General features: G+C 69.0%; 20 protein-coding genes. 7 read left to right on the top strand and 13 right to left on the bottom strand.

Annotated features, from left to right (window positions below; all coding sequences use genetic code 11):
* Positions 1–32: 32 nt before the first annotated feature.
* The 6 genes from trxB to QFZ71_RS14600 form a co-directional block, all read right to left on the bottom strand.
* On the bottom strand, positions 33–1,004 hold the full coding sequence (gene trxB, locus QFZ71_RS14625) for a thioredoxin-disulfide reductase (protein ID WP_307668662.1): 972 nt from the start codon (positions 1,002–1,004) through the stop codon (positions 33–35).
* A 125-nt stretch (positions 1,005–1,129) separates the two neighbouring features.
* Complete coding sequence (locus tag QFZ71_RS14620; protein WP_307668661.1) at positions 1,130–2,083, bottom strand: hypothetical protein; 954 nt, start codon at positions 2,081–2,083, stop codon at positions 1,130–1,132.
* Positions 2,080–2,796 (bottom strand): RNA polymerase sigma factor SigM, encoded by a 717-nt coding sequence (gene sigM, locus QFZ71_RS14615; protein ID WP_307668660.1) that lies wholly within the window; start codon positions 2,794–2,796, stop codon positions 2,080–2,082. The genes QFZ71_RS14620 and sigM overlap by 4 nt, the downstream gene beginning before the upstream one ends.
* Positions 2,797–3,003: 207 nt before the next feature.
* Positions 3,004–4,734, bottom strand: a complete 1,731-nt coding sequence (locus QFZ71_RS14610; protein WP_307668659.1) for a protein kinase family protein — start codon at positions 4,732–4,734, stop codon at positions 3,004–3,006.
* 129 nt (positions 4,735–4,863) lie between these two features.
* The gene (murJ, locus tag QFZ71_RS14605) at positions 4,864–7,017 is read right to left on the bottom strand and encodes a murein biosynthesis integral membrane protein MurJ (protein WP_307668658.1); all 2,154 of its coding nucleotides are present in this window, start codon (positions 7,015–7,017) and stop codon (positions 4,864–4,866) included.
* Positions 7,018–7,067: 50 nt separating this feature from the next.
* Complete coding sequence (locus QFZ71_RS14600) at positions 7,068–9,362, bottom strand: DUF6049 family protein (RefSeq protein WP_307668657.1); 2,295 nt, start codon at positions 9,360–9,362, stop codon at positions 7,068–7,070.
* Positions 9,363–9,542: 180 nt separating this feature from the next.
* Between QFZ71_RS14600 and QFZ71_RS14595 the strand changes: the two genes are divergently transcribed.
* Positions 9,543–10,985, top strand: a complete 1,443-nt coding sequence (locus tag QFZ71_RS14595) for a CCA tRNA nucleotidyltransferase (protein ID WP_307668656.1) — start codon at positions 9,543–9,545, stop codon at positions 10,983–10,985.
* A 101-nt stretch (positions 10,986–11,086) separates the two neighbouring features.
* On the opposite strand, the gene QFZ71_RS14590 is transcribed toward QFZ71_RS14595, so the two are convergent.
* From QFZ71_RS14590 to QFZ71_RS14580, 3 genes are all read right to left on the bottom strand, one after another.
* Positions 11,087–12,355, bottom strand: a complete 1,269-nt coding sequence (locus QFZ71_RS14590) for an MFS transporter (protein ID WP_307668655.1) — start codon at positions 12,353–12,355, stop codon at positions 11,087–11,089.
* A 125-nt stretch (positions 12,356–12,480) separates the two neighbouring features.
* On the bottom strand, positions 12,481–13,563 hold the full coding sequence (locus tag QFZ71_RS14585; RefSeq protein ID WP_307668654.1) for an inositol-3-phosphate synthase: 1,083 nt from the start codon (positions 13,561–13,563) through the stop codon (positions 12,481–12,483).
* Between the two features lie 59 nt (positions 13,564–13,622).
* A complete protein-coding gene (locus QFZ71_RS14580) occupies positions 13,623–14,330 on the bottom strand; it encodes a PadR family transcriptional regulator (protein ID WP_307668653.1) in 708 nt (235 codons plus the stop codon).
* A gap of 400 nt (positions 14,331–14,730) precedes the next feature.
* Here QFZ71_RS14580 and QFZ71_RS14575 point away from each other — a divergent pair, with 400 nt between their 5' ends.
* Together QFZ71_RS14575 and QFZ71_RS14570 are read left to right on the top strand one after the other, a co-directional pair.
* The gene (locus tag QFZ71_RS14575; RefSeq protein ID WP_307668652.1) at positions 14,731–17,472 is read left to right on the top strand and encodes a transglycosylase domain-containing protein; all 2,742 of its coding nucleotides are present in this window, start codon (positions 14,731–14,733) and stop codon (positions 17,470–17,472) included.
* A gap of 175 nt (positions 17,473–17,647) precedes the next feature.
* Entirely contained in the window at positions 17,648–19,162 is a 1,515-nt protein-coding gene (locus QFZ71_RS14570; RefSeq protein ID WP_307668651.1) for a glycosyltransferase family 87 protein, read from the top strand.
* A 29-nt stretch (positions 19,163–19,191) separates the two neighbouring features.
* Here QFZ71_RS14570 and QFZ71_RS14565 read toward each other — a convergent pair whose 3' ends face one another.
* The 3 genes from QFZ71_RS14565 to QFZ71_RS14555 form a co-directional block, all read right to left on the bottom strand.
* Positions 19,192–20,223, bottom strand: coding sequence for an alanine racemase (locus tag QFZ71_RS14565; RefSeq protein WP_098007554.1), 1,032 nt, complete (start codon positions 20,221–20,223; stop codon positions 19,192–19,194).
* 78 nt (positions 20,224–20,301) lie between these two features.
* Positions 20,302–21,420: a peptidoglycan bridge formation glycyltransferase FemA/FemB family protein gene (locus QFZ71_RS14560; RefSeq protein ID WP_307668650.1), complete on the bottom strand. Its 1,119-nt coding sequence runs from the start codon at positions 21,418–21,420 to the stop codon at positions 20,302–20,304.
* A 174-nt stretch (positions 21,421–21,594) separates the two neighbouring features.
* On the bottom strand, positions 21,595–21,936 hold the full coding sequence (locus tag QFZ71_RS14555; RefSeq protein WP_307668649.1) for a hypothetical protein: 342 nt from the start codon (positions 21,934–21,936) through the stop codon (positions 21,595–21,597).
* A gap of 326 nt (positions 21,937–22,262) precedes the next feature.
* Between QFZ71_RS14555 and rpsF the strand changes: the two genes are divergently transcribed.
* The 4 genes from rpsF to rplI all read left to right on the top strand — a co-directional run bounded on the left by rpsF (position 22,263) and on the right by rplI (position 23,984).
* The gene (rpsF, locus tag QFZ71_RS14550) at positions 22,263–22,553 is read left to right on the top strand and encodes a 30S ribosomal protein S6 (protein ID WP_030115097.1); all 291 of its coding nucleotides are present in this window, start codon (positions 22,263–22,265) and stop codon (positions 22,551–22,553) included.
* A gap of 74 nt (positions 22,554–22,627) precedes the next feature.
* The gene (locus tag QFZ71_RS14545) at positions 22,628–23,239 is read left to right on the top strand and encodes a single-stranded DNA-binding protein (RefSeq protein WP_307668648.1); all 612 of its coding nucleotides are present in this window, start codon (positions 22,628–22,630) and stop codon (positions 23,237–23,239) included.
* Positions 23,240–23,282: 43 nt separating this feature from the next.
* Entirely contained in the window at positions 23,283–23,519 is a 237-nt protein-coding gene (rpsR, locus tag QFZ71_RS14540) for a 30S ribosomal protein S18 (protein ID WP_003967857.1), read from the top strand.
* Between the two features lie 18 nt (positions 23,520–23,537).
* Positions 23,538–23,984, top strand: coding sequence for a 50S ribosomal protein L9 (gene rplI, locus QFZ71_RS14535; RefSeq protein WP_266731309.1), 447 nt, complete (start codon positions 23,538–23,540; stop codon positions 23,982–23,984).
* A gap of 116 nt (positions 23,985–24,100) precedes the next feature.
* Here rplI and QFZ71_RS14530 read toward each other — a convergent pair whose 3' ends face one another.
* A complete protein-coding gene (locus QFZ71_RS14530; protein ID WP_307668647.1) occupies positions 24,101–25,438 on the bottom strand; it encodes an MATE family efflux transporter in 1,338 nt (445 codons plus the stop codon).
* Between the last annotated feature and the right edge of the window lie 173 nt (positions 25,439–25,611).

Genomic DNA, 25,611 nt, shown 5'->3' with positions numbered 1-25,611 from the left:
TCTCTCGGGGTGGTGGGGTGCGGTGCGAACGTTCAGAGGGCCGGGGTCTTCTCCGGCTCGGCGGGCTCGGTGTCGGCCAGGGCCGCGAGGAAGCGCTCGGCGTCCAGAGCGGCGGAGCAGCCGGTGCCCGCTGCGGTGATGGCCTGGCGGTAGGTGTGGTCGACCACGTCGCCGGCACCGAAGACACCGGTGAGATTGGTGCGGGTGGAAGGCGCCTCGACCTTCAGGTAACCCTCGTCGTCGAGCTCCAGCTGACCCTTGAAGAGCTCGGTACGCGGGTCGTGGCCGACAGCGATGAAGAGTCCGGTCACGGGCAGCTCGGACGTCTCGCCGGTCTTGGTGTTGCGCAGGACCAGGCCGGAGAGCTTCTGATCGCCCTTGATCTCGGCGACCTCGCTGTCCCAGGCGAACGTGATCTTCGGGTCGGCGAAGGCGCGGTCCTGCATCGCCTTGGAAGCACGCAGGGTGTCACGGCGGTGGACGATCGTGACGGACTTGGCGAAGCGGGAGAGGAAGGTCGCCTCCTCCATCGCGGTGTCACCACCGCCGATCACGGCGATGTCGTGGTCCTTGAAGAAGAATCCGTCGCAGGTGGCGCACCAGGAGACGCCGCGCCCGGAGAGGGCGTCCTCGTTGGGCAGCCCGAGCTTGCGATGCTGGGAGCCGGTCGTGACGATGACCGACTTGGCGCGGTGGACCGTGCCGGCGGTGTCGGTGACGGTCTTGATGTCGCCGGTGAGGTCGACCGCGACGACATCGTCGGGGACCAGTTCGGCACCGAAGCGCTCGGCCTGGGCCCGCATGTTGTCCATGAGCTCGGGGCCCATGATGCCGTCCTGGAAACCGGGGAAGTTCTCCACGTCGGTGGTGTTCATCAGCGCACCACCGGCCGTGACGGCGCCCTCGAAGACCAACGGGTTCAGCGAGGCGCGGGCGGTGTACAGCGCGGCGGTGTACCCGGCCGGTCCTGAGCCGATGATGATCACATTACGGACGTCGCTCACGGGTTTCTTCCTCGTTTCTGCAGACTGCCTAACTGCCTACGGGGTCGGTCAACGACTCTCACCCCACCCAACGGATCCTACGGCTGATGCATTCCCGAACGGGCCGCGGCGGCGCGGCCCGTGCTTCAGGGGCGGCTGTAGGCGCGGGTGAGCAGCAGTTGTCCAGGGGAATTCGGGGCAGTGTCCACGCAGGTGGCGGCGACGAGGTAGGCCTCTACACGCGAGGGGTCACTTGTATGGGGAAGGACGACGAGATAGGCGTTCTCCCCTTCGTAGGTCCCCTCGTCGAGAGCGAGAGCCGGTGTGGTGCGTCCGGTGGCCTGCTGCACACAGGGGGGCACGGCGGCGGCAGCCTTCAGGGGGCGCCCGGATTCGCCGGAGTCAGGGGCGAGGGCTTCGCTCGACGACTTGGTGTCCGCCTCCGGCGGGACTTTCTTGGCACCGGGGGCGTCCTGGCCCGGTCCGCCACCGAGGAGGTCCTGCACCTGAGCTTCGAGGGTGGTGTCGGCGTAGGAGTGCGCACCGCTGTCCGCGGCACTGGCCCCGCTGTCGGACGCCGCCTTGGAGGCGCTGCCGGACGGGGCGACGGACTGGAGGAAGAAGATGCTTGCTCCGATGACCGCCGCGCCGAACGCGGTGCCGAGGACCACGGCGCGTCGACGGCGCCGGGTCGGACGACGGCCCGGCCCGGTCGTCGCAGAGGACCGTCCCGCAGGGCGACCGGGGGCGGGGGCACTGCTGCTCAGGGAAGAAGTGCCGGTCCTCAGGTCCGCACCGGGCGTTGTTTCACGTGAAACAACGCCCGGTGCGTCGACGGCGGCCGCGGGGGACGAGTGGGCTTCCACCGCCAGGGCCGCGTCGATACGGGCGGCGACGTCCTCCGGCATCGGCTCGGGGGTGGGCATCGTTCCGAGCAGCCCGCGAATCTCTTCCAGGGAGTCGCGGACCTCCGCGCAGGGGGCGCACTCGGTGAGATGGTGCCGGACTTCCTCTGACCGGGAAGGCGGGAGCAGCCCTTCGGTGAGGTCGGAGATCTCGGAGACCTCCGGGTGCTGAGCCGTGTCGGCTGTGGATGTCACGGGCGCCCACCTCCTCCCTTCGTCGCGGCAGGGTCGCTCACTCCTGCGTCTCTGGGGCCTGACGCAGATGGGACGGATGCGCCGGGTGCCCGGTTCCGTTCGGCCGCGGTGATGCCCCCGTCCGAGACCTGCCCTCCGGCTTCCGCGCGCAGATGACGGACCAGAGGAGCCAGTCTCGCCCGGCCGCGGGCGCATCGGCTTTTCACGGTGCCGGTCGGCACCTCCAGGATGCTGGCCGCCTCAGCCACGGGGTAGCCCTGCATGTCGACGAGGACGAGGGCTGCCCTCTGATCGGCGGGCAGGGTGGCCAGGGCTTCCTGGAGCTGGCGGTGGAGATCCCGCCGCACAGTGGGGGCCTCGGCCGATTCGTGGGGTTCCAGGAGTTGGTCGAGCCGGTCGGCGTCGTCCACCGGGGACGTCTTGCGGGAGGCGGCCTTGCGGGCCCGGTCCAGGCAGGCGTTGACGGTGATCCGGTGCAGCCACGTGGTGACGGCGGACTGGCCTCGGAAGGTGTGGGCGGCGCGGAAGGCTTTGACGAGGGCGTCCTGGACGGCGTCAGCGGCTTCCTCCCTGTCCCCCAGGGTCCGCAGCGCTACGGCCCAGAGCCGGTCGCGGTGGCGCCGCACGAGTTCGCCGAAGGCGTCGGGGTCGCCCGCGACATGCTGCGCCAGCAGGTCCGAGTCGCTCGGCGCCTCTGGTGGAACGGAATCCACCGTGCTCCCCCTCCGAACCGGATCCGATGTGACCTGTGGGCCGCGACCCGTCGAAGCGGTGCGACGGGAGAAGCCTGCCGCCAGGGGTGGGACGGCCGCAACCCTCGCCACCGTCGGTGCCCGATGGGCCGGGCGGTCCGCCCCACAGTAGCGGGCGGAGGCGATCGGTGATCAGTACTGGGTACGGACGGACCGCCCGTACCCTGCTCAGCCGAGAACGGAGATGTCGGTGATGCCGCCGCGGTATCCGCCGGTGCCGTCCGCCGGAAGCTCGGTGACGTGGATCAGGACGTAACGCGTGCGGATGGGTTCGTCGAGCTTTTCCTCGAGCTTCGGTCCCGCGACCGTCCGCTTGACGATCGGCTGGTCGAAGTCGGCCGCCGTGGACGGGGACGTCGCGTCCGGGGACGCGGCGGAGACGGCCGTTGTCTGTCCGCTCCGGTACAGGGACACGGCGACGCCGGAGACGTCCCGCACCTCGCCGAGGTCGACGATGATGCCGCTGCCCTGCTTGCGCTGGGGGAGGTTGCCGAAGTTCGCGAAGCCCTCGTACCGCGGAGTGATCCAGTGGGTCCCCTGGTCACCGTCCACGGTGTTGCCCACCTCCTGCTGCTTGATCCCGGAGCCGTCGGGCGTGAATTCCGTGGCTCCCGCGATGTCGAGGGGTTCGGCGCGCGGGGCGGGCTTGTCGTCCTTGTTCTTGTCGTCCCCGCCCGGCTCGGTGACGCCGGTGTCGTCCGTGCCCTTGGTGCGGTCGAGGAGCGCCTCCGCGAGCTGCCAGCTGCCGAGACCCAGGGCGGCGATGAGGAGTGCGGAGACCGTCCACTTCAACACGCGGCCGGTACGGCTCTGCAGGGGTGCAGGAGGGGGCGACATGACCGGCTGGGTCGCGGCGGCCGGGTGGGAGGACGGGCGCCCGTAGGTGCCCTGCTGGTAGGTCGTGCGCTGGTACGCCGGCGGCGCGGTGAACGCGGGCTCCGGCGGAAGGATGCGCGGCATGGCGGCGACGGCCTTGGCCAGCTCGTCCGGAGTGGTGCAGGGAGGTTCCTGCCGGGAGGCGGTGGCGCCGTCGTTGGCGAGCGCCCGCATGGCGAGCTCGGAGAGGCCGCGGTGGACGCCGGCCCGCACCTGGTCCGGGGCGATGAGCCCCAGGTCCTTGGGCAGCCCGGCGAGACCGTGCGCGTCCTCCCCGTACGGCCAGCGGTGGGTCAGTGCGGCATACAGGAGGGCGCCGATGGCCTCGGTGTCCGTACGGAGCGGGCGCTCGGCGGTGATGCCGCGCAGGGCGGCGTTCACGGCGAGGCCCCGGATGCGGTACTGCCCGGTGGAACTGCGCAGGACCGCGCCGGGGGTGAGACACAGATGGGACAGGCCCTCGCGGTGGGCTGCGGCCATCGCCTGGGAGAGCTGGCTGACGAGCTGGTAGGCGTCATGGGCCTCCATCGGCCCGGCGGCCAGCAGAGCGGTGAGCTCGGTGGCGTCCGGCAGCCATTCGTGGACCACGTAGACGAGGTCGTTCTCCTCGACGGCGTCCAGGACCTGGACGAAGCGGGGGTCGCCGAGCAGAGCCGAGGAGCGGGCGGCCGCCAGGACGGAGCGGGCCCGCGGGTGATCCGCGGGGAGCAGGTGGACGCCCACGGCTCGGCGGAGCTTCTCGTCGACGGCGCGCCAGCTGCTGAAGCCGTCCAGCCGGGTGACGCACTCCTCCAGGCGGTAGCGCCCGGCGAGCTTGTGACCGCTGTGCAGGTCGGGGGAGGCCGGGACGACCTCGGAACGCGCCCGTCCACCGTCCGCTTTCCCGGTGTCCTCGGGGCCCGCGCCCGTGGTGTTCTCGGCTTGCGCCGTCCCGTCGGCCGTGGTCCCGTCCGCCTTGGCGGTCAACGGCTCGCCGCCGCTGTTGTCGGCCACGTCGACGGCAGCCGTGCTACGTTCCGCCACCGTCGTTCCTGCCTCCCCATCCGTTGCGCGATGCCAGCCAGCTCTGCACAGTCACGCCAATTGTGCCCACACTCCGGCGCTAAGCACGACATGCGGAGTGCGGCGATGGTTGTGCGGGCGGGTGCTCATTCAGCGTCCGAGCCGACCCCGGACCATGCCCACCAGGCCGTTGACCTCTTCGATTCGCATCTTCTTCGCCGCGACGAAGAAGATGCCCAGGAGGAGGGCGCCGCCGCAGATCAGCGCGACCAGGGAGCCGAGGGCACCGGTGCCGACCAGTTCCAGAATCGCGAACCCGGCGGCACCGCCGACCAGGGCGGCGGGCAGCGCTGCCATGCAGAGGCGGGCGTAGGTCCGGACGATGTGCGCGCCGTCCAGATCGCCGCCCAGCCGGTTGCTCAGCCGGCGCCAGGCGACGCCGACGCCGACCGCGTAGGCCAGACCGTAGGAGAACGCCATGCCGACGACGGCCCAGCGGGCGGGCAGGACGACGTAGCACAGGGCGGAGGCGGCGGCGTTGACGGCGGCCACGATGACCGTGTTGTAGAAGGGGGTACGGGTGTCCTCGTACGCGTAGAACCCTCGCAGGACGACGTACTGCACGGAGTAGGGGATCAGGCCCAGCGCGAAGGCCATGAGGATGAAGCCCATGGAGCGGGCGGCCTCGGCGCCGCTGGAGGCGTACAGCAGGGTGCACATCGGCAGGCCGAGCGCGAGGAACGTGAAGGCCACCGGCACGATGGCGACGGCCGAGTTCCGCAGCCCCTGGGAGATGTCGTCGCGGACGGCGCCGGGGTCGTTGTCATGGGCGGCCCTTGAGATGCGGGGCAGCAGCGCGGCCATGACGGACACGGTGATGATGGCCTGCGGCATGCCCCAGATCAGCTGGGCGTTGGAGTAGGCGAGGAACCCGGTGCCGTCCTGCCCGGAGAGCTTGCCCGCGGCCGTGGCGAGCTGCGTGACGACCAGGACGCCCGCCTGGTTGGCCAGGACGAACAGCACGGTCCATTTGGCCAGCTTGACGGTCTTGCCGAGCCCGTGACCCTTCCAGTCGAACCGGGGACGGAAGCGGAAGCCCGTCTCCCGCAGGTAGGGGATCATCGCCAGGGACTGGACGACGAGCCCGAGCAGGGTGCCGATACCGAGCAGCCGCACACCCTCCGGCGGGATCGTGTCGACGCCCATCTCCGATTCGGCGGAGGTGCCGTAGACCCAGATGAACAGCCCGAACGTGATGATCATGACGATGTTGTTCAGGACCGGGGTCCACATCATCGCGCCGAACTTCCCGCGGGCGTTGAGGATCTGCCCCATCACCACGTGCACGCCCATGAAGAAGATGGTGGGCAGGCAGTACCGGGCGAAGGTGACGGCGACGCTGTTGGCCGCCACATCGTCGGCGATCGTGCTGGACATCAACGTGATCAGCACCGGAGCGACGAGGACCGCCGCTACGACGATCAGGCCGAGCGCGACCATCACCAGGGTCAGGAGCCGGTTGGCGAACGCCTCGCCGCCGTCCTCGTCGTCCTTCATCGCACGGACGAGCTGGGGGACGAAGACCGAGTTCAGGCCGCCGCCGACGGTGAGGATGTAGATCATCGTCGGCAGGGTGTACGCGATGGTGAAGCTGTCGCCGAGCATCGCCGCACCGAGTGCGGCGGTGATCACCAGGGACCGGACGAATCCGGTGAGCCGGGAGACGAGGGTGCCGGCGGCCATGACGGCGCTGGACCTGAGGAGGCCGGAGACCTTGCCGCCGCCCTTCGCGGGCGCGGGGGCCGGTTCGGGCTGGGGCGGTGCGGGGGGCTTGCCCGCTCCCTCCTGGTCCCGGAAGAGGTGGGCGAAGGCATCCGGCTCCTGGCGGTCGTCCGCCGCCCGCGTGACGAGGTCGTCGACGCCGACGAACTGCGTGGTCGCCGGACGGTCCCCGTACGGCAGGTGCCGCGAAGGTCCTGCCGGCTCGGGGGGCGGGGTCTGGGCCCAGATGCGCGGGTCCGGGGCGTAGGGAGCGGGGGGCGGCTGCTGGTAGAGCGCCCCCGGCTCCTGGTAGGTGCCGGGAGGCGGCGGCGGGTGCGCGGCGCGGTCGTAGAGCGCCTCGCCCACCGGGTCCTGAGCGGTCAGGTCCTGCGCCCGGTAGGGGTCGTCCTGGTAGGCATGCTGGAGGTACGGGTCCGGCGGCACCGGGCCGTCCTGGTCCGGGGGCGGAGGAACCGGAGGCCCGCCCGGAGACGCTGCTCCGCCCGCGCCCTGTCCGCGGTCACCGTCGTACGGCGCGTTCATCGAAACCCCTACCTCATCGTCCCCGGCCGGCCGGCCACGACAGACATCGCTCAACGGTCCACTTTCTCACCCGTTCCCGATGGGGCCCCGCTTTCCGGACCGGTGTCCGGAGCCGGGTCACTCGGCTGCTCGGGTCCGTCACCGCCGCCGCCCGCCGTGTCGCTTGCCACGGCACGCTTGCGGTGGGTGTACATCCTGATGCCTGCCAGCACCAGGAGCAGCAGGCCACCGGCGATGACGAGCAGCACGGTCGGCGTCACCTCGGAGACCTTCACGGTGAAGGTCATCTCCTCGCCGTACTGGGTACCGTCCTCGGTGAACAGCCGGGCGGTCACCTGGGCCCGTCCGTTGGCGCTGGTCGCCGTGTCGAACTTCACCGATTGGCTGTGCCCGCCCGCGATGCTGACCGGCAGCTCGGCCTTGGTTCCGTCATCGTTGAACTTGAGCCGGATGTTGTCCGAGGTCAGCTGGAGAACCAGCCGGTCCACGCCCTGCACCAGTTGGTTCTGCACCGTGACCGGGATGGTCGCGCTGCGCCCGGAGAGGGTGACGTCGGACTTCTCGATGAGCTGCACCTCGGAGGTGAGGCTCTTCAGGTAGACGCGGACAGCGGTGCGGTACTGCCGCGACTCCACGGGGTGCCCGCGCCAGGACGTCGACATCGAGCGGTTCACGGCGTTGCCGAAGGGGGTCACCACGCGCTCGGGCTGCGTCAGGATCGTCTCGAAGCTGTCGAGTGAGCCCTGGGTGGTGCGGATGTCCTGGAACGCCTGGGTGGGCAGCTCCTGGGCGCGGAGCTGCTCCGGGTACGCGGAGCGCCGGGGCACCTTGGTGGTGGCCCTCGGATCGGGCTTGACCTCGGCGGCGGCCACGAGGTCGAGGGGCTGAGTCCAGCGGTTGCCCGACAGGGCCTCCAGTGCACGGGCCATCGTCTGAGCCTGTGCGGCGGTGGGCATCCGGGGCGGCGCCACGACGATGCTGCGCTCGTTGTCCGGAGCCTGCTCGGTCAGCGCGAGGGTCTGCGCGAGGAACTTCTGGACAGCGAGGGCGGAGGCGCCCGCCCTCGACATGTCGCCGTCGAACAAGGTCGACAGCCGGGCGTCCGCGACGACCGCGGTGGTCCCTCCGCCGATCGGCCGCGCCGCGGTCGGTGTGTACGGAAGCTCCGTGGTCTCGCGGAAGCTGTCGCTACGGGCGATCACGTTGTGGGCGCCCGCCGAGGTCGCCACGTCGACGATGGACGAGTCCACGGCGCCATTCACGGGCCAGGCGAAGTCGGTGGACGGCTTCACGTGGAGGATGGTCTCCACCGTGGTCGCGGCCACGGTGGAGGCGTTCTGCAGGTGGCTGAGCGTTCCGGAGACGTTCTTGCCACGGTGCGCGATGGAGGCCAGGTCGGGGTCGGCGAACGGCAGGGCGATCACCTTGTCGTCCTCCACCACCTTCTCCAGAGCGGTGAGCCACTGCTTGGCGACAACCTGGTTCTTGCCCGCGACGGTCCGGTCACCCGACTTGATCTCGTACTTCCCGGCCATCGCCGCGACGCTCGCCAGGAGGTCCGGGTCGACGACCCAGGTCACCGGAAGCCGGCTGCCCAGGGACACCATCTGCTCCAGCCGGCCACCGGGCGCCAGCTCCTCGGCCAGGTCGTCGTCGGCGAAGACCGGGGTCTGCTGTTGGTCCGAGCGGGTCTCCGCCGTGACGTGGGGCGAGGCGATCAGCGGCCAGAGGAAGGTGAGTTTCGTCCTGCTGTCGCTCGCCTCGGGCTGCCAGGGCAGGAACGAGCGCTTGATGCCGAGGACCTGCTCGTAGGCGGTGCCCGCCGTACGGCCGGAGACGGAGACGCCGAGCTGGTAGACGCCCGGCTCGTCCAGCCCCAGCTTGTCGACGGGCACGGTGAGCGTGAAGTCCTGGCTGATCCCCCGGGCGAGTCTGGGGATCTTCAGCGTGTACTTCTCCCCGACGTCGACCGGGTCGGCGCCGGGAACGTACCCGGACCGCTTGGCCGCGTCGTCGACCTCGCCCCGGCCGGTGAGCCGAGGGCCGACGCGCAGGTCGACCTCGGCACCGCTGATCGCCTTCTTGCCCTTGTTGGTGAGCGTTCCGGAGACGGTCAGGGTGTCGTCCTCCGAGGGAACGCTCGGGGAGAGGGTGTTCAGCGACACATCGACCGTACGGGAGCCGGTGGAGGCATTGGAGGGCTCGGCGGCCGGGGCGGCGCCGGAGGCCGGAACGGCCAGCAGACCGGCCAGGAGCGGTGCTCCGAGCACCGCGGCGGCCGTGCGCCGGAGCCACCGGCGGGCAGGAGAGGGACGAGTCCCCTGGAAGTCTGCCGCCTCGGCCACGCGCCTACCCGTCCCTCGTCGTCGTCAGATGCTGTCGATCGTTCGGTCCTGCGTCCACGCATGGTAACGAGGAGCGGCGGGCCGAAGTGCTGGGGTCCATCGCACATGATCGCGGGCGCCACGCAGGGTCCCCGTAAACGATGACGTCGCGGTCGGCCTGTGCACGTACCCTTTTCTGTTGTGCCGAACGCCAACGAAGAGAACGCCAGTGCACTGAGCCAGGTGCAGCACCGCGCGGTGAGTGAACTGCTGCGGGTGTCCCCGGTAGCCGACGACCTCGCTCGCCGATTCCAGCAGGCCGGATTCGGCCTCGCGCTGGTCGGCGGCTCGGTCCGTGACGCACTGCTGGGCAGGCTGGGGAACGACTTGGACTTCACCACCGACGCCCGCCCGGAGGACGTGCTCAAGATCGTCCGGCCATGGGCGGACTCGGTGTGGGAGGTCGGGATCGCCTTCGGCACCGTCGGGTCCCAGAAGGACGGATACCAGATCGAGGTCACGACCTACCGGTCGGAGGCGTACGACCGGACTTCGCGCAAGCCGGAGGTCTCCTACGGCGACTCCATCGAGGACGACCTCGTGCGCCGTGACTTCACGGTCAACGCGATGGCCGTGGCGTTGCCGGAGAAGGAGTTCGTCGATCCGTACGGAGGTCTGAAGGACCTCGCCGACCGCGTCCTGCGTACACCGGGCACGCCCGAGGCATCCTTCTCCGACGATCCGCTGCGGATGCTGCGCGCGGCCCGTTTCGCCGCGCAGCTCGACTTCGATGTCGCTCCCGACGTCGTCACCGCCATGACGGAGATGGCCGCCCGGATCGACATCGTGTCCGCCGAGCGGGTCCGCGACGAGCTCAACAAGCTGCTGCTCTCCGCGTGCCCGCGCAAGGGTCTGGGGCTCCTGGTCGACACCGGGCTGGCCGACCACGTGCTGCCCGAGCTTCCCGCGCTGCGCCTGGAGAGTGACGAGCATCACCGCCACAAGGACGTCTACGAGCACTCGCTGACCGTCCTGGAGCAGGCCATCGATCTGGAGCAGGACGGACCCGACCTGGTCCTGCGGCTGGCCGCGCTGCTCCATGACATCGGCAAGCCGAGGACGCGCCGCTTCGAGAAGGACGGCCGGGTGTCCTTCCACCATCACGAAGTGGTGGGCGCGAAGATGACCAAGAAGCGCATGACCGCGCTGAAGTACTCCAACGAGCTGGTCAAGGACGTGTCGAGACTGGTGGAGCTGCACCTGCGGTTCCACGGATACGGCGACGGGGAGTGGACCGACTCCGCGGTGCGCCGCTATGTACGGGATGCCGGACCGCTGCTCGAACGCCTCCACAAGCTGACCCGGTCGGACTGCACGACACGGAACAAGCGCAAGGCCAACGCGCTCTCCCGCACCTACGACAGTCTGGAGGAGCGCATCGCCCTCCTCCAGGAGCAGGAGGAACTCGACTCGATCCGCCCCGATCTGGACGGCAACGAGATCATGGAGATCCTCGAGGTCGGTCCGGGACCGGTGATCGGCAAGGCGTACGGATTCCTGCTGGAGCTGCGCCTGGAGCACGGTCCCATGGAGCGGGAGGCCGCAGTGGCGGCGCTCAAGGAGTGGTGGTCGCGGCAGGACTGAACGCGGCAGGGTGATGTTTCACGTGAAACGTCACTGGCGGGCTGGGGAGGAGGGGCGTTGTTTCACGTGAAACAACGCCCCTCCTTCGTGGCAGAGCCTGGCTATCGGTGGGCGTCGGGCTCTCGTCGGCGGAACATCGTGGCCGCGACCGCCCCGTAGAGCAGGGCCACGACCACGATGACGGGGACCGATCTGCCGTCCGGGGGGAGCATCAGGGCCGCCACGCCTGCGGCGCCCACGAAAGCGACGTTGAAGAGCACGTCATAGAGCGAGAAGACCCGACCGCGGAACGAGTCGTCGACCGAGGTCTGCACGACGGTGTCGGTCGCGATCTTCGACCCCTGGGTCACGACGCCGAGCACGAAAGCGGCGATCACCATCGGGACCGGGGCGAACGTGAGTCCCAGTGCGGGGACCAGGACCGCCGCCGATCCGGCGCAGCCGACGATCCACCCGTACCGGCCCAGCCGTCCCACCGCCCACGGAGTGATGGCGGCGGCGACGAAGAACCCCGCTCCCGAGGCTCCGACCGCCAGACCGAGCAGGGCCAGTCCGTCGGACTCGGTGTCCGACCAGGCGTAGCGGCACAGCATGAGCACGGTCACGGTGAGTGCGCCGTAGCAGAAGCGGACCACGGTCATCGCGGCCAGGGCTCGGGCCGCGTGGGACCGCTGTCCCAGGTGCCGAAGCCCAGCGGCCAACCCGTGCGCGGTGGTGCCCAAGGCGGCCCGCCACCGCAGGGGGTTCGCGTCGACGTCCGGCCCCAGCAGGGTGCGAGGCAGCCCCAGGGACGCCAGCGCGGACAGCAGGTAGAGCATCGACGCCAGCAGCACGACGGCCGCGTCGGACTCGTCGGCCACCAGCCGCACCGCGAAGGCGAGGCCGCCTCCCGCGGTCGCCGCCAGGGTTCCGGCGGTCGGGGAGAGGGAGTTGGCGACGACGAGACGGTCGTCGTCGACCACGCGGGGCAGAGCGGCGGAAAGGCCGGCCAGCACGAACCGGTTGACGGCGGTGACGCAGAGAGCCGAGCCGTAGAAGAGCCAGTCGGGTGCGGAGGCGGCCATCAGCAGAGCCGTCGAGCAGGCCAGGGCGGCCCGCAGCAGGTTCCCGTAGAGAAAGACCTGACGTCGGGACCAGCGGTCCAGCAGCACCCCGGCGAAGGGCCCGATCAAGGAGTAGGGCAGCAGGAGCACGGCCATGGCGGACGCGATGGCAGCTGCCGTCGTCTGCTTCTCCGGCGAGAAGACGACGTAGGCGGCGAGGGCGACCTGGTAGACGCCGTCGGCGGACTGGGACAGGAGCCGCACGGTGAGCAGGCGGCGGAAGTTCCGCAGGCGCAGCAGGGTGCGCAGATCACGCGCGACAGACATGGGAGCAAGCGTCACACACGTCGGGGGCCCACAGGCGGATTGCCCGAGGACCCCCGACGTGCGGCAGGAAGCGGTGAGCGTCTCCGCTCACCGCTCCGGTGGGGCCGGTGGCCGAGAGGGCCGGTTCAGCGCTCCGTCTCGCCCTGGATGAACTTCTCGACGTTCTCGCGGGCCTCGTCGTCGAAGTACTGCACCGGCGGGCTCTTCATGAAGTAGCTCGACGCGGAGAGGATGGGGCCGCCGATACCGCGGTCCTTGGCGATCTTCGCCGCACGGACGGCGTCGATGATGACACCGGCCGAGTTCGGGGAGTCCCACACCTCGAGCTTGTACTCGAGGTTGAGCGGGACATCGCCGAACGCGCGGCCCTCGAGGCGCACGTACGCCCACTTGCGGTCGTCCAGCCAGGCCACGTAGTCCGAGGGGCCGATGTGGACGTTGTCGGCGCCGAGCTCGCGGTCACGGATCTGCGAGGTGACGGCCTGCGTCTTCGAGATCTTCTTGGACTCCAGGCGCTCACGCTCGAGCATGTTCTTGAAGTCCATGTTGCCGCCGACGTTCAGCTGCATGGTGCGGTCCAGGATGACACCGCGGTCCTCGAAGAGCTTCGCCATCACACGGTGCGTGATGGTGGCGCCCACCTGGGACTTGATGTCGTCGCCGACGATCGGGACACCGGCCTCGGTGAACTTGTCCGCCCACTCCTTGGTGCCGGCGATGAAGACCGGCAGAGCGTTGACGAACGCGACCTTGGCGTCGATGGCGCACTGCGCGTAGAACTTCGCGGCGACCTCGGAACCGACGGGCAGGTAGCAGACGAGTACGTCGACCTGCTTGTCCTTGAGGACCTGGACGATGTCGACCGGGGCGTCCGCGGACTCCTCGATCGTCTCGCGGTAGTACTTGCCGAGGCCGTCGTGGGTGTGGCCGCGCTGCACGGTGACGCCCGTGTTCGGCACGTCCGCGATCTTGATGGTGTTGTTCTCACTGGCGCCGATGGCGTCCGCCAGGTCGAGACCGACCTTCTTCGCGTCGACGTCGAAGGCGGCGACGAATTCGACGTCGCTGACGTGGTAATCGCCGAACTGAACGTGCATCAGGCCGGGTACCTTGCCGGCCGGATCGGCGTCCTTGTAGTACTCGACGCCCTGCACCAGCGAGGCGGCGCAGTTGCCCACGCCTACGATGGCTACGCGAACCGAACCCATTCCGGTTGCTCCCTGTGTAATCGGTGTTTCCGATGAAGTCGCCGCGGAGTGCGATGACTTCACTTGGCGGTGTCGTCGGACGGATCCGGCGGGATGTTGTCCCGATGCCGGGGCAGGCCGCCCGTCTCTCCAGGTGTGTCCTGCTGAGCGGAGCCCTCGGGTGAGGATCGTCGCCGATCCCGCCCCGACCGCTCGCTCTCGATGAGCTCGTTCAGCCAGCGCACTTCGCGCTCCACGGACTCCATGCCGTGCCGCTGCAGCTCAAGTGTGTAGTCGTCGAGTCGTTCACGGGTGCGGACGAGAGAGGCGCGCATCTTCTCCAGCCGCTCCTCCAGCCGGCTGCGCCGCCCTTCGAGAACACGCATCCGCACTTCGCGTTCGGTCTGGCCGAAGAAGGCGAAGCGCGCTGCGAAGTGCTCGTCCTCCCAGGCATCCGGACCTGTGTGCGACAGCAGCTCCTCGAAGTGCTCCTTACCTTCGGCCGTCAACCGGTAGACGATCTTCGCCCGGCGCCCCGTCAGTGAGGAGGGGGCAGCGGCTGGACGCCCTGCGGCCGAGGTGGAGTCGACCGGATCGCCGGCCGGTTCCTCGATCAACCAGCCGTTGGCCACCAGCGTCTTGAGGCAGGGGTAGAGGGTCCCGTAACTGAACGCACGGAAGACCCCCAGTGAGGTGTTGAGACGTTTGCGCAGCTCATAGCCGTGCATCGGCGACTCGCGGAGCAGGCCGAGAACGGCGAACTCAAGGATGCCGGAGCGTCTGCTCACCCGCGCCTCCCCCTCCTTCCGCTGCTCGCGTCGGCATGGTCGGTCGGGACCACCGGCGTACGTATGCCGTGCTGATGTATCGACTCGATACATCAGCACGATAGATCTGTCCGTCCTCTTCGACAAGGGTGACCTTCGTGAGCGGCGTCACATCGACAATTCCCAGGGTTCGACTTGCGTTGTTTGGGGTGAAGTTCGGCCCTAGGCGGGTTTTGACCGTGCGTAGTCTGTGCGGCATGCAGACCACCGGGAACCGCGAGACGCTTTCGCGCGTCAGTCATCGCGGACTGCCGGATGCACTGAGGATGAGCCTCCCGCAGCGGCTTGTCCGTCATTCGGGGGGACCGGATCTCAACTGCCGCTTCCAGGCGCTCTCGCCTGCCCGAGGAGTAGTCGTTCCATGAGCGAGCACCGTCGCAAATCGCCTCAGCCACAGGGTGGCGGGCGTGCCGCGGCCAGACGAGCCGCCCAGCAGTCGGGCGGACGCCGAACAGGCGCATCACGCAGGGTCACTTCGGAGTCACCTTCCGGATCGCCCCTCGAGTCGCATGGTGAGGAGCCCCGGTACGGCAGCCGTGCCGAGGCCCGGCGCGCGGCCCGGAAGAGCGGACGGCGCCGCGGTGCCGACGCCTGGGGGCACGGTGCGGGCGGCGGGGGCCGGCGACGTGGCGGCGGAGGTGGACCGGGCGGACGCGACGGGGGCGGCCCCGGCAAGAAGCGGTTCATCGACTACCCGCGCCACGGCAGGTACGGGTTCCGTCGCTGGGTGCCCTCCTGGAAGCTGGTGTCGGGACTCTGCCTGGGGTTCCTCGTCCTGCTGATGGGCGTGGGGGGCGTCTCGTACGCCCTCGTCACCCTGCCGAAGGAGAACGAGGCGGCCACTGCCCAGAACAACGTGTACTACTGGGCGGACGGCACTCAGATGGTGGCGACCGGCGGTGCGGTCAACCGTCAGGAGCTGAAGTACGAACAGATCCCGGAAGCGATGCGTAACGCCGTGATCTCGGCGGAGAACAAGAGCTTCGAAAGTGACCGGGGTATCGACCCGAAGGGCATCGGACGGGCCCTGTTCAACATGGCCACCGGCGGTGAGACCCAGGGCGGGTCGACCATCACCCAGCAGTACGTCAAGAACTCGCGGCTCTCACAGGACCAGACCCTCACCCGCAAGTTCAAGGAACTCTTCATCACGCTCAAGGTGGGCGGCAAGATGAAGAAGGAAGACGTCATGAGGGGCTACCTCAACGTCTCCTACTACGGACGCGGGGCTTCCGGGTTGCAGGCAGCGGCGCGCACCTATTACGACAAGGACGCCGGCGAACTGGACGCGAGCGAGTGCGCCTTCCTGGCCACCTTGCTCAAGGGCGCGAGCTACTACGACCCTGCCGGCGCAACCGACATCGACAAGGAGAACGCGACCCCGGCGAAGAACCGAGAGCGCGCGGAGAAACGCTGGAAGTGGATCCTTGACGAGCAGGTCAAGGACGGGCGGATGACGGCGGAGGAACGCGCCAAGTACAAGAAGTTCCCGGAGCCGAAGCAGCTGAGGAAGGACGCCAAGCTGGGCGGCCAGGTCGGCTATCTCGTGGATCTCGCCAAGAAGTACTTCCTGGCCAACAACGACAAGGGCATCGACGCCAAGCAGCTCGAACTCGGCGGTTTCGAGATCCACACCACCTTCCAGAAGAAGCAGGTGAATCAGCTCGAAGCGGCGGTGAAGAAGGTCTACGACGCCAAGATCCGCCCCAAGGAACGCCCCAAGACGGACACGCACGTCGAGTTCGGCGGTGCGTCCGTGGACGCGAAGACCGGCGCCATCATCGCCACGTACGGTGGCCAGAACGCCACCACGCACTTCACGAACAACGCTGACGCCACGGGTGCTCAGGTCGGTTCGACGTGGAAGCCGTTCGTGCTGGCGGCGGCCATGCAGTACGGCGTGCGGGACCCGTCCGGCCCTCCGGAGCAGAACGAATCCCAGCGCACCAAGATCTCGCCCAAGAGCATCTACAACGGCGACGACGGCGTACGCATCAAGGACTACACGGGCAAGATCTGGCTGGACGAGAACGACAACGAATGGCGCCAGACCAACGACGGCAACCACGACCACGGTGAGATCGACCTGCGCAAGGCCATGGAGCAGTCCGCGAACTCCCCGTTCGTGCAGCTCGGCATGGACGTCGGTACGGACAAGGTCAAGGACGTCGCCGTCGCCGCCGGCCTGAAGGACGACACCTTCATGGCGGACTCCACCGTCCCCTCGTTCTCCATCGGTACCTCGTCGCCCAGCGCGATTCGCATGGCGGGGGCCTACGCCACCTTCGCCACCAGCGGCCGGCAGAACGACACGTACTCGGTGACCGAGGTGAAGCAGGGCGGCGAGGTCGTCTTCCAGCACAAGAAGAAGCCCAAGCGCGCCTTCAGCTCGGCCGTCGCCGACAACGTCACGGACGTTCTGAAGAACGTCGTGGAGAACGGGACGGGCCAGCCCGCGCGGCTGGAGGGCCGCGAGGCCGCCGGCAAGACCGGTACGACGGACGGCAACCGGTCCGCGTGGTTCGTCGGATACACGCCGCAGGTCTCGACCGCCATCAGCATGTTCCGGCTCGACGACGACGAGACGAACACCAAGCGCGAATTCGAGAAGATGTTCGGAACGGGTGGCGAGAAGAAGATTCACGGAAACTCGTTCCCGGCCTCCATCTGGCACGACTACATGACACAGGCGATGAAGGGGAAGAAGGCCGTCTCCTTCCCGGAGCCTCAGGACCTGGGCGACATCGTGTGGGGCGGCGGCGCGGTCAGCCCCAGCCCGACGCCGAGTCCCACGCCTTCACCGACGCCCTCCGAGGAGCCGACTCCGACCCCGACACCGACCCCGACCACCCCGAGCCCCCCGTCGCCTACGCCGACCAGGAGCTGCAGCATCTTCGACCCGCTCTGCCAGGACGCCAACGGCGGCCAGAACGGTGGAGCGGTCGACGGCGGCGGTCAGAACGAGGGCGCCGACGGCGGTGGCGACAGTGACGGAGCGGACGGCGGTGGCGACAGCTCCGGAACGATCGACGGCGGTGAAAACGGCGGCGGAGGGAACGGCAACCCCAACGGAGGCAGCACGATCTGGGGCACCGGGGGCTAGCCGCACCACCGGCCCGGAGCCCACGGGCCGGTCCCGCACGGTGGCGAGGGCCGCCGTACCCACACCGGGTACGGCGGCCCTCGCCGTGTTCCGGCTGCACGCGGCTCCCGTCCCAGGGCTCTCCCACCGTGTCCCCGGAGCGGCCCGTGCCCCGGGCGCGGACCCGTACGGCAGGATGTGCGGCATGCCAAGCCCCAGCGCGGAAGAGACGAGCGTGGACCAGGAACGGACCGGCGTGCGGCCCACCGACCAGGACGAGGTCGCGGCGGCCGGCAGCGAGCTGATCGGCGGCCGCGTGGGGCGGTGGGCGCGATCGGGCGACGGTCCCCTCACGCCCGTACGCGTCGTCGCACTGGTCATGATCGGGATGTTCTCCCTCGGCATGGTGCAGAAGATCCCCTGCTACGAATGGGCCTGGTTCCGCGGTGCCACCTCGCAGTACACGCACGCCTGCTACTCCGACATTCCGCATCTCTTCCTGGGACGCGGGTTCGCCGACGGACTCGTGCCGTACTTCGACCGGCTGAGCGGCGACATGCAGTACCTGGAGTACCCCGTGCTGACCGGGGTGTTCATGCAGGTGGCGTCCTGGCTGACGCTGACGCCCGAGAGCGACCCCATCCAGCAGCGGGAGCAGATGTACTGGATGGTCAACGCGGGCATGCTGATGATCTGCGCGGTCGTCATCGCCGTGTGTACCGTCCGCACGCACCGCCGCCGCCCCTGGGACGGCCTCCTGGTCGCGCTGGCTCCCGCGTTCGTCCTCACCGCGACCATCAACTGGGACCTGCTGGCGGTGGCCCTGACGGCCGCGGCGATGCTCATGTGGTCCCGCGGCCGGGTGCTGGCGTTCGGCCTCCTCATCGGCCTGGCCACGGCCGCCAAGCTCTATCCCGTCCTGCTGCTCGGCCCCCTCCTGGTGCTCTGCTGGCGGGCCGGCAGGTGGCGCGAGTTCGGGACGGCACTGCTGGGCGCGGGCGCGGCCTGGCTGGTGGTGAACCTGCCAGTGATGGTCTTCGCCCCCGAGGGGTGGCGGAAGTTCTACACCTTCAGCCAGGAACGGCCCATCGACTTCGGGTCGTTCTGGCTGATCATCACGCAGCGCACCGGCAAGCCCATCGACGTGGAGACGGTCAACACGGCGTCGGTCGTCCTGATGGTCGTGTTCTGCGCCGGTATCGCCGGCCTGGCGCTCTCCGCGGCCCGCAGGCCCCGCTTCGCCCAGCTGGCGTTCCTGGTGGTCGCCGCGTTCATCCTGACGAACAAGGTCTACTCACCGCAGTACGTGCTCTGGCTGATCCCGCTGGCCGTCCTGGCCCGGCCGCGCTGGCGCGACTTCCTGATCTGGCAGGCATGCGAGGTCATGTACTTCTTCGGGATCTGGTTCTACCTCGCCTACACCAGCGGCGGGGACAAGCACCAGGGGCTGCCGCAGGAGGGCTACCAGGCCGCGATCGCCCTGCACCTGCTGGGCACGCTGTACCTGTGCGCGCTGATCGTCCGTGACATCCTCCGGCCGGAGAAGGATCCGGTGCGCGCCGACGGGTCGGACGACCCGTCGGGCGGTGTCCTCGACGGGGCTCCGGACGCGTTCGTCCTGGCACCCGGAACCCCTGCGTCCGAGCCCCCGGTTCCGGCGGTCACGGGACCCCGGATGGAGTGGGGCGTGACGCCCACCCGCGACGGCTGAGCCGGGCTCGGCTTCGCAGGGCGGGCGGCTCAGCGGTCGACGAGCCGGTCGTACTGCGTGGTCGTGTGGCGCAGGTGGGCGACGAGCTCGTCGCCCACCCTCGGCTCCTGGGCGTCCGAGGGAACGAACAGGATCGACACCTGCATGTGCGGCGGCTCGGCGAACCAGCGCTGCTTGCCCGCCCAGACGAACGGCGACAGATTGCGGTTGACCGTGGCCAGGCCCGCACGGGCGACGCCCTTGGCCCGCGGCATCACGCCGTGCAGCGCCTTGGGCGCCTCCAGGCCGACGCCGTGGGACGTGCCGCCGGCCACGACGACCAGCCAGCCGTCGGACGCGGCCTTCTGCTGGCGGTAGCCGAACCGGTCCCCCTTGACGACGGGGGTGACGTCCAGGACCGCCCCCCGGTACTCGGTGGCCTCGTGGTCGCCGAGCCACAGCCGGGTACCGATGCGGGCGCGGAAACGGGTCTGCGGGAACTGCTGCTGGAGCCGGGCCAGTTCCTCGGCCCGCAGGTGGCTGACGAACATGGTGTGCAGGGGCAGCCGGGCCGCGCGCAGCCGGTCCATCCAGCCTATGACCTCCTCGACGGCGTCCGAGCCGTCGGTGCGGTCCAGGGGCAGGTGCAGGGCGAAGCCTTCGAGCCGAACGTCCTCGATCGCCGCGTGCAGCTGTCCGAGTTCCTCCTCCTTGACTCCGTGCCGCTTCATCGAGCTCATGCACTCGATGACGACCCGTGCGCCCACCAGGGCGTGCACCCCGTCGACGGAGGAGACGGACCGGATGACGCGGTCCGGGAGCGGTACGGGCTCCTCACCACGGCGGAACGGAGTCAGGACGAGCAGATCGCCGCTGAACCAGTCCTTGATCCGGGCCGCCTCGTAGGTCGTTCCGACCGCGAGGGTGTCCGCCCCGAAGCGGATCGTCTCGTCCGCGAGGCGCTCATGGCCGAATCCGTAGCCGTTGCCCTTGCAGACGGGCACGAGGCCGGGGAACTGGTCGATCACGGACTTCTGGTGCGCCCGCCAGCGCGCGGTGTCGACGTAGAGGGAGAGCGCCATGGCCGGCCCGGAACCTTTCTGGTGGCTGCGGTGGATCAGGAACGAACGGAGGTGTGCCCACAGGGGCGGTGAAGCGGGTCAGCGCCGCGACATGTAGATGTCGAGCGCCTTGTGGAGCAGCTTGTTGAGCGGGAAGTCCCACTCGCCGACGTACTCGACGGCCTCGCCGCCGGTGCCGACCTTGAACTGGATCAGACCGAAGAGGTGGTCGGTCTCGTCCAGCGAGTCGCTGATCCCCCGCAGGTCGTAGACGGTGGCGCCCATCGCGTAGCTGTCGCGCAGCATGCGCCACTGCATCGCGTTGGACGGTCGGACCTCGCGCCCGATGTTGTCGGAGGCGCCGTAGGAGTACCAGACGTGTCCGCCGACGACGAGCATCGTGGCCGCGGAGAGGTTCACGCCGTTGTGCCGGGCGAAGTAGAGCCGCATCCGGTTGGGGTCCTCGGAGTTGAGGACGGTCCACATGCGCTGGAAGTACGAGAGGGGGCGCGGCCGGAAGCGGTCGCGTACGGCGGTGATCTCGTACAGCCGCTGCCACTCGGCCAGGTCCTCGTAGCCCCCCTGGACCACTTCGACGCCGGCCTTGTCGGCCTTCTTGATGTTGCGGCGCCACAGCTGGTTGAAGCCCTTGAGGACGTCCTCCAGCGAGCGGTTGGCCAGCGGCACCTGGAAGACGTAGCGGGGCTGCACGTCACCGAATCCGGCGCCGCCGTCCTCGCCCTGCTGCCAGCCCATCTTCCGCAGCCGATCCGCGACCTCGAAGGCGCGCGGCTCGATGTGGGTGGCCTCGACGTCGCGCAGGCGTTTCACGTCCGGGTCCTGGATGCCGGACTTGATGGCTGCGGAGTCCCAGCGGCGGATGACCACCGGGGGGCCCATCTTCACGGAGAAGGCGCCCTGCTGCTTGAGGTGGGCGAGCATCGGCTGGAGCCAGTCGTCCAGATTCGGTGCGTACCAGTTGATGACCGGGCCCTCGGGGAGGTACGCCAGGTAGCGCTTGATCTTGGGCAGCTGGCGGTACAGGACGAGGCCCGCTCCGACCATCTGGCCGTCCCGGTCGAACCAGCCCAGGTTCTCCGAACGCCATTCGGTCTTCACGTCAGCCCACGCCGGAACCTGGCAGTGACTGGCCGAGGGCAGACTCTGGATGTACGCCAGATGCTGCTCTCGGCTGATGGTCCTCAGGGTCAGGCTCATGCGGGGCGCTCCTCGGCAGGTGTGTCCCCATCGGTCAGGGGCTCCGGCTCTCGCGCCGAAGCCTACTGTGACCGAGGCCCGCCCGGCCTGGCCCAGGGGGGCCGGAAAGCACGGTGGGCCGGTACGGGCACGCCCGGGCGCCCGTACCGGCCCGCGATCCGGCCGGTGGTCCGGTCAGGTGATCACGCCGCCGAAGAGTCCGCCGTGGGCCATGCCGAGGTAGAAGCCGACCGCGGAGGCGCCGATGCCCATGATCAGACCGAACCTCTCCCAGGTGGTCTTCGAGATGTACTGGCCGTAGAGGCCGGTCAGAATCCCGACGAGTCCCGCCCAGGAGCTGATCAGGTGCAGATGGTGGAACATCGCCGTGACGAACGCGAGGATGCCGAGCACCCCGGTCACCACCATCAGGACGTCCTGGACGGGGTGTGGCCTGCCGTCCGTGGCGAAGAGCGAACCGGTGGCCGGGCGGCCGGTCGCGGACCGGGATCCTGCGGGGCGGATGGTCTGTGCCATGGAGTACCTCCTGGCCGGACGGGTGGGCGGGCGAAGCCGGCGCACCCGTCGCGGGTGTAGCGCCTCTCACACCGCATCTGTCTCGATTGTGCCCTCTGAGCTCCTGATTTCAACCGGAGGCCGGTCTACGGGTAGGCTGTACGGTCTGCACCGGTGTCTGCCCAGGCCAGCACGGCGAGCCCTTCCTCGAACCCCCGACCCCGGGACCGTTCGGGAGCGGATTGTCAGTGCCGGGTGTTCTCCTCGGGGACGCCGTTGCATCACGCATACGACCCTCCTGCCACGGAACGACCGTGGCCGCTGAGTCCAAAGGAGGTGGGTTCCACATGCGTCACTACGAGGTGATGGTCATCCTCGACCCCGATCTCGAGGAGCGAGCAGTCTCCCCGCTGATCGAGAACTTCCTCTCCGTTGTCCGTGAGGGCAACGGAAAGGTGGAGAAGGTCGACACCTGGGGCCGTCGTCGGCTCGCCTACGAGATCAAGAAGAAGCCCGAGGGCATCTACTCGGTCATCGACCTGCAGGCCGAGCCTGCGGTCGTCAAGGAGCTCGACCGCCAGATGAACCTGAACGAGTCGGTCCTCCGGACCAAGGTCCTCCGTCCCGAAGCCCACTGAGCCTCTAGCTCAGCGGTTCTCGGGTCCGAGTAGCAGCAAGCAGCCAGAAGCAATCCCCGCCGAGAGGTTCACCCATGGCAGGCGAGACCGTCATCACGGTCGTCGGCAATCTCGTCGACGACCCCGAGCTGCGCTTCACCCCGTCCGGTGCGGCGGTCGCGAAGTTCCGTGTCGCGTCCACTCCCCGCATCTTCGACCGGCAGACCAATGAGTGGAAGGACGGCGAAGGCCTGTTCCTCACCTGCTCGGTCTGGCGTCAGGCGGCGGAGAACGTCGCGGAATCGCTCCAGCGAGGCATGCGCGTCGTCGTGCAGGGCCGGCTGAAGCAGCGGTCGTACGAAGACCGTGAGGGCGTCAAGCGCACGGTCTACGAGCTGGACGTCGAGGAAGTCGGCCCCAGCCTCAAGAACGCCACGGCCAAGGTCACCAAGACCACCGGTCGCGGTGGTCAGGGCGGTCAGGGTGGATACGGCGGCGGCCAGCAGGGTGGCGGCAACTGGGGCGGCGGTCCCGGTGGCGGCCAGCAGGGCGGCGGCGGTGCACCCGCCGACGACCCGTGGGCGACCGGCGGCCAGGGCGGGGGACAGCAGGGCGGCGGAGGCGGCTGGGGCGGAAGCTCCGGCGGTTCCGGCGGCTCCGGCGGTGCCCCTTCCGGCGGCGGCTATTCGGACGAGCCTCCCTTCTAGGGCTGCTCGTACCCCCACTTCTTGATCACACAGGAGAAACACCATGGCGAAGCCGCCTGTGCGCAAGCCTAAGAAGAAGGTCTGCGCGTTCTGCAAGGACAAGACCCAGTACGTGGACTACAAGGACACGAACATGCTGCGGAAGTTCATTTCCGACCGCGGCAAGATCCGTGCCCGCCGCGTCACCGGCAACTGCACGCAGCACCAGCGTGACGTCGCCACGGCAGTCAAGAACAGCCGTGAGATGGCGCTGCTGCCCTACACGTCCACCGCGCGATAAGGGAAGGGTGACAACAGCATGAAGATCATCCTCACCCACGAGGTCTCCGGCCTCGGTGCCGCCGGCGACGTCGTCGACGTCAAGGACGGGTACGCCCGCAACTACCTGGTTCCGCGTGGCTTCGCCATTCGCTGGACCAAGGGTGGCGAGAAGGACGTGGCGCAGATCCGCCGCGCCCGCAAGATCCACGAGATCGCGACGATCGAGCAGGCCAACGAGATCAAGGCCAAGCTCGAGGCCGTGAAGGTCCGTCTGGCTGTTCGCTCCGGCGACGCCGGCCGTCTCTTCGGCTCCGTGACCCCGGCCGACATCGCTTCGGCGATCAAGGCTGCCGGCGGTCCCGACGTCGACAAGCGTCGCGTCGAGCTCGGCTCGCCGATCAAGACGCTCGGTGGACACCAGGTGTCCGTCCGTCTGCACCCTGAGGTCGCTGCGAACCTCGGTGTCGAGGTCGTTGCTGCCTAAGGGCAGAGCTCAGCAGAGCTGGTGAAGGGCCGCACCCACGGGGTGCGGCCCTTCACTGTGTTTCACGTGAAACGAGCGGCCTGTTTCACGTGAAACAGGCCGCTCGTCCGATCCGGTCAGCGCGTGGCCCCGGTGATGATCCATCGGCCCGACCGGGTGCGCACCCAGAGCGTGATGAGGCGGACAGCCATCATCAGCGTCATCGCCCACCAGAGAGCGGTGAGCCCACCGCCGAGGGTGGGCACCAAGAGCGCGGCGGGAGCGAAGATGGCGAGCGTCACCAGCATCGCCCAGGCGAGATAGCGGCCGTCGCCGGCCCCCATCAGTACACCGTCCAGGACGAAGACCACGCCGGCGATCGGCTGGGAGACAGCCACCACCAGGAGGGCGGGGAGCAGGGCGTCCTCGACGGAGGGGTCGCTCGTGAAGAGCGGGATGAAGAGGGGGCGGGCGAGCACGATCAGGACACCGAGCGCGATGCCGCAGCCGATGCCCCACTCGACCATGCGGCGACATGCCTCGCGCGCGCCCTTCTCGTCGTTCGCCCCCAGGTAGCGGCCGATGATCGCCTGCCCGGCGATGGCGATGGCATCGAGCGCGAAAGCGGTCAGGCTCCAGAGGGAGAGGACGATCTGGTGCGCAGCGATGTCGACGTCCCCGAGCCGGGCGGCGACGGCGGTGGCGATCATCAGGACAGCTCGCAGTGACAGGGTCCGGATCAGCAGGGGCACCCCGGCCCGCGCGCTGGCCCTGATACCTGCCGCATCGGGCCGAAGGGAGGCTCCGTGCTGTTGTGCCCCGCGGATCACCACGAAGAGATAGGCGGCAGCCATGGCGGCCTGGGCGATCACCGTTCCCCACGCCGATCCGGCGATGCCGAGCCCGGCGCCGTAGACAAGGGTCACATTGAGGATGGCGTTCGCCGTGAACCCACCGATGGCCACGTACAGAGGGGTGCGGGTGTCTTGGAGACCGCGCAGCACACCGGTGGCGGCGAGCACGACGAGCATGGCGGGGATGCCGAGGACGGAGATCCTCAGATAGGTGATGGCATAGGGGGCTGCGGTGTCCGAGGCGCCGAAGACGTCGACGAGCCAGGGGGCGATCGGCATCACCACGGCGACGACGGCCGCTCCCAGCAGGAGGGCGAGCCAGATGCCGTCCATGCCCTGGCGGATGGCTGCGGGGAGATCACCCGCCCCGACGCGACGGGCTACTGCGGCCGTCGTCGCGTAGGCGAGGAAGACGAACACGCTCACCGCGGTCATCAGGAGTGCTGCTGCGATGCCGAGGCCGGCCAGTTGCGGGGTGCCGAGGTGGCCGACGACTGCGCTGTCGACCATCACGAACAGGGGCTCGGCGACGAGGGCGCCGAATGCGGGGACGGCGAGGGCGAAAATCTCGCGGTCGTGCCGTCGACGGCTGTTCTTCGGGGTCGCGGGAGCCTTGTTCATGAGGGTCAATCTAATCTTCCACAGGTAAGAGATGCAATCGGTACTTGGTCCTTACTTCTACCGACTGTCGGGCCGCGCCGCCGGGCCGTTCGCGGTGATCTTGAAACGAAGGTGAAAGTTTTTCTCCCCCACAGTCGGTGGACGGAGAATCCGCAGGTCAGCGTGGTCACGCT

The sequence above is a fragment of the Streptomyces sp. V2I9 genome, assembly GCF_030817475.1.
GTDB lineage: Bacteria > Actinomycetota > Actinomycetes > Streptomycetales > Streptomycetaceae > Streptomyces.
The sequence above is the reverse complement of the archived record's forward strand: the minus strand, read 5'-3'. Positions and strand labels throughout refer to the sequence as shown.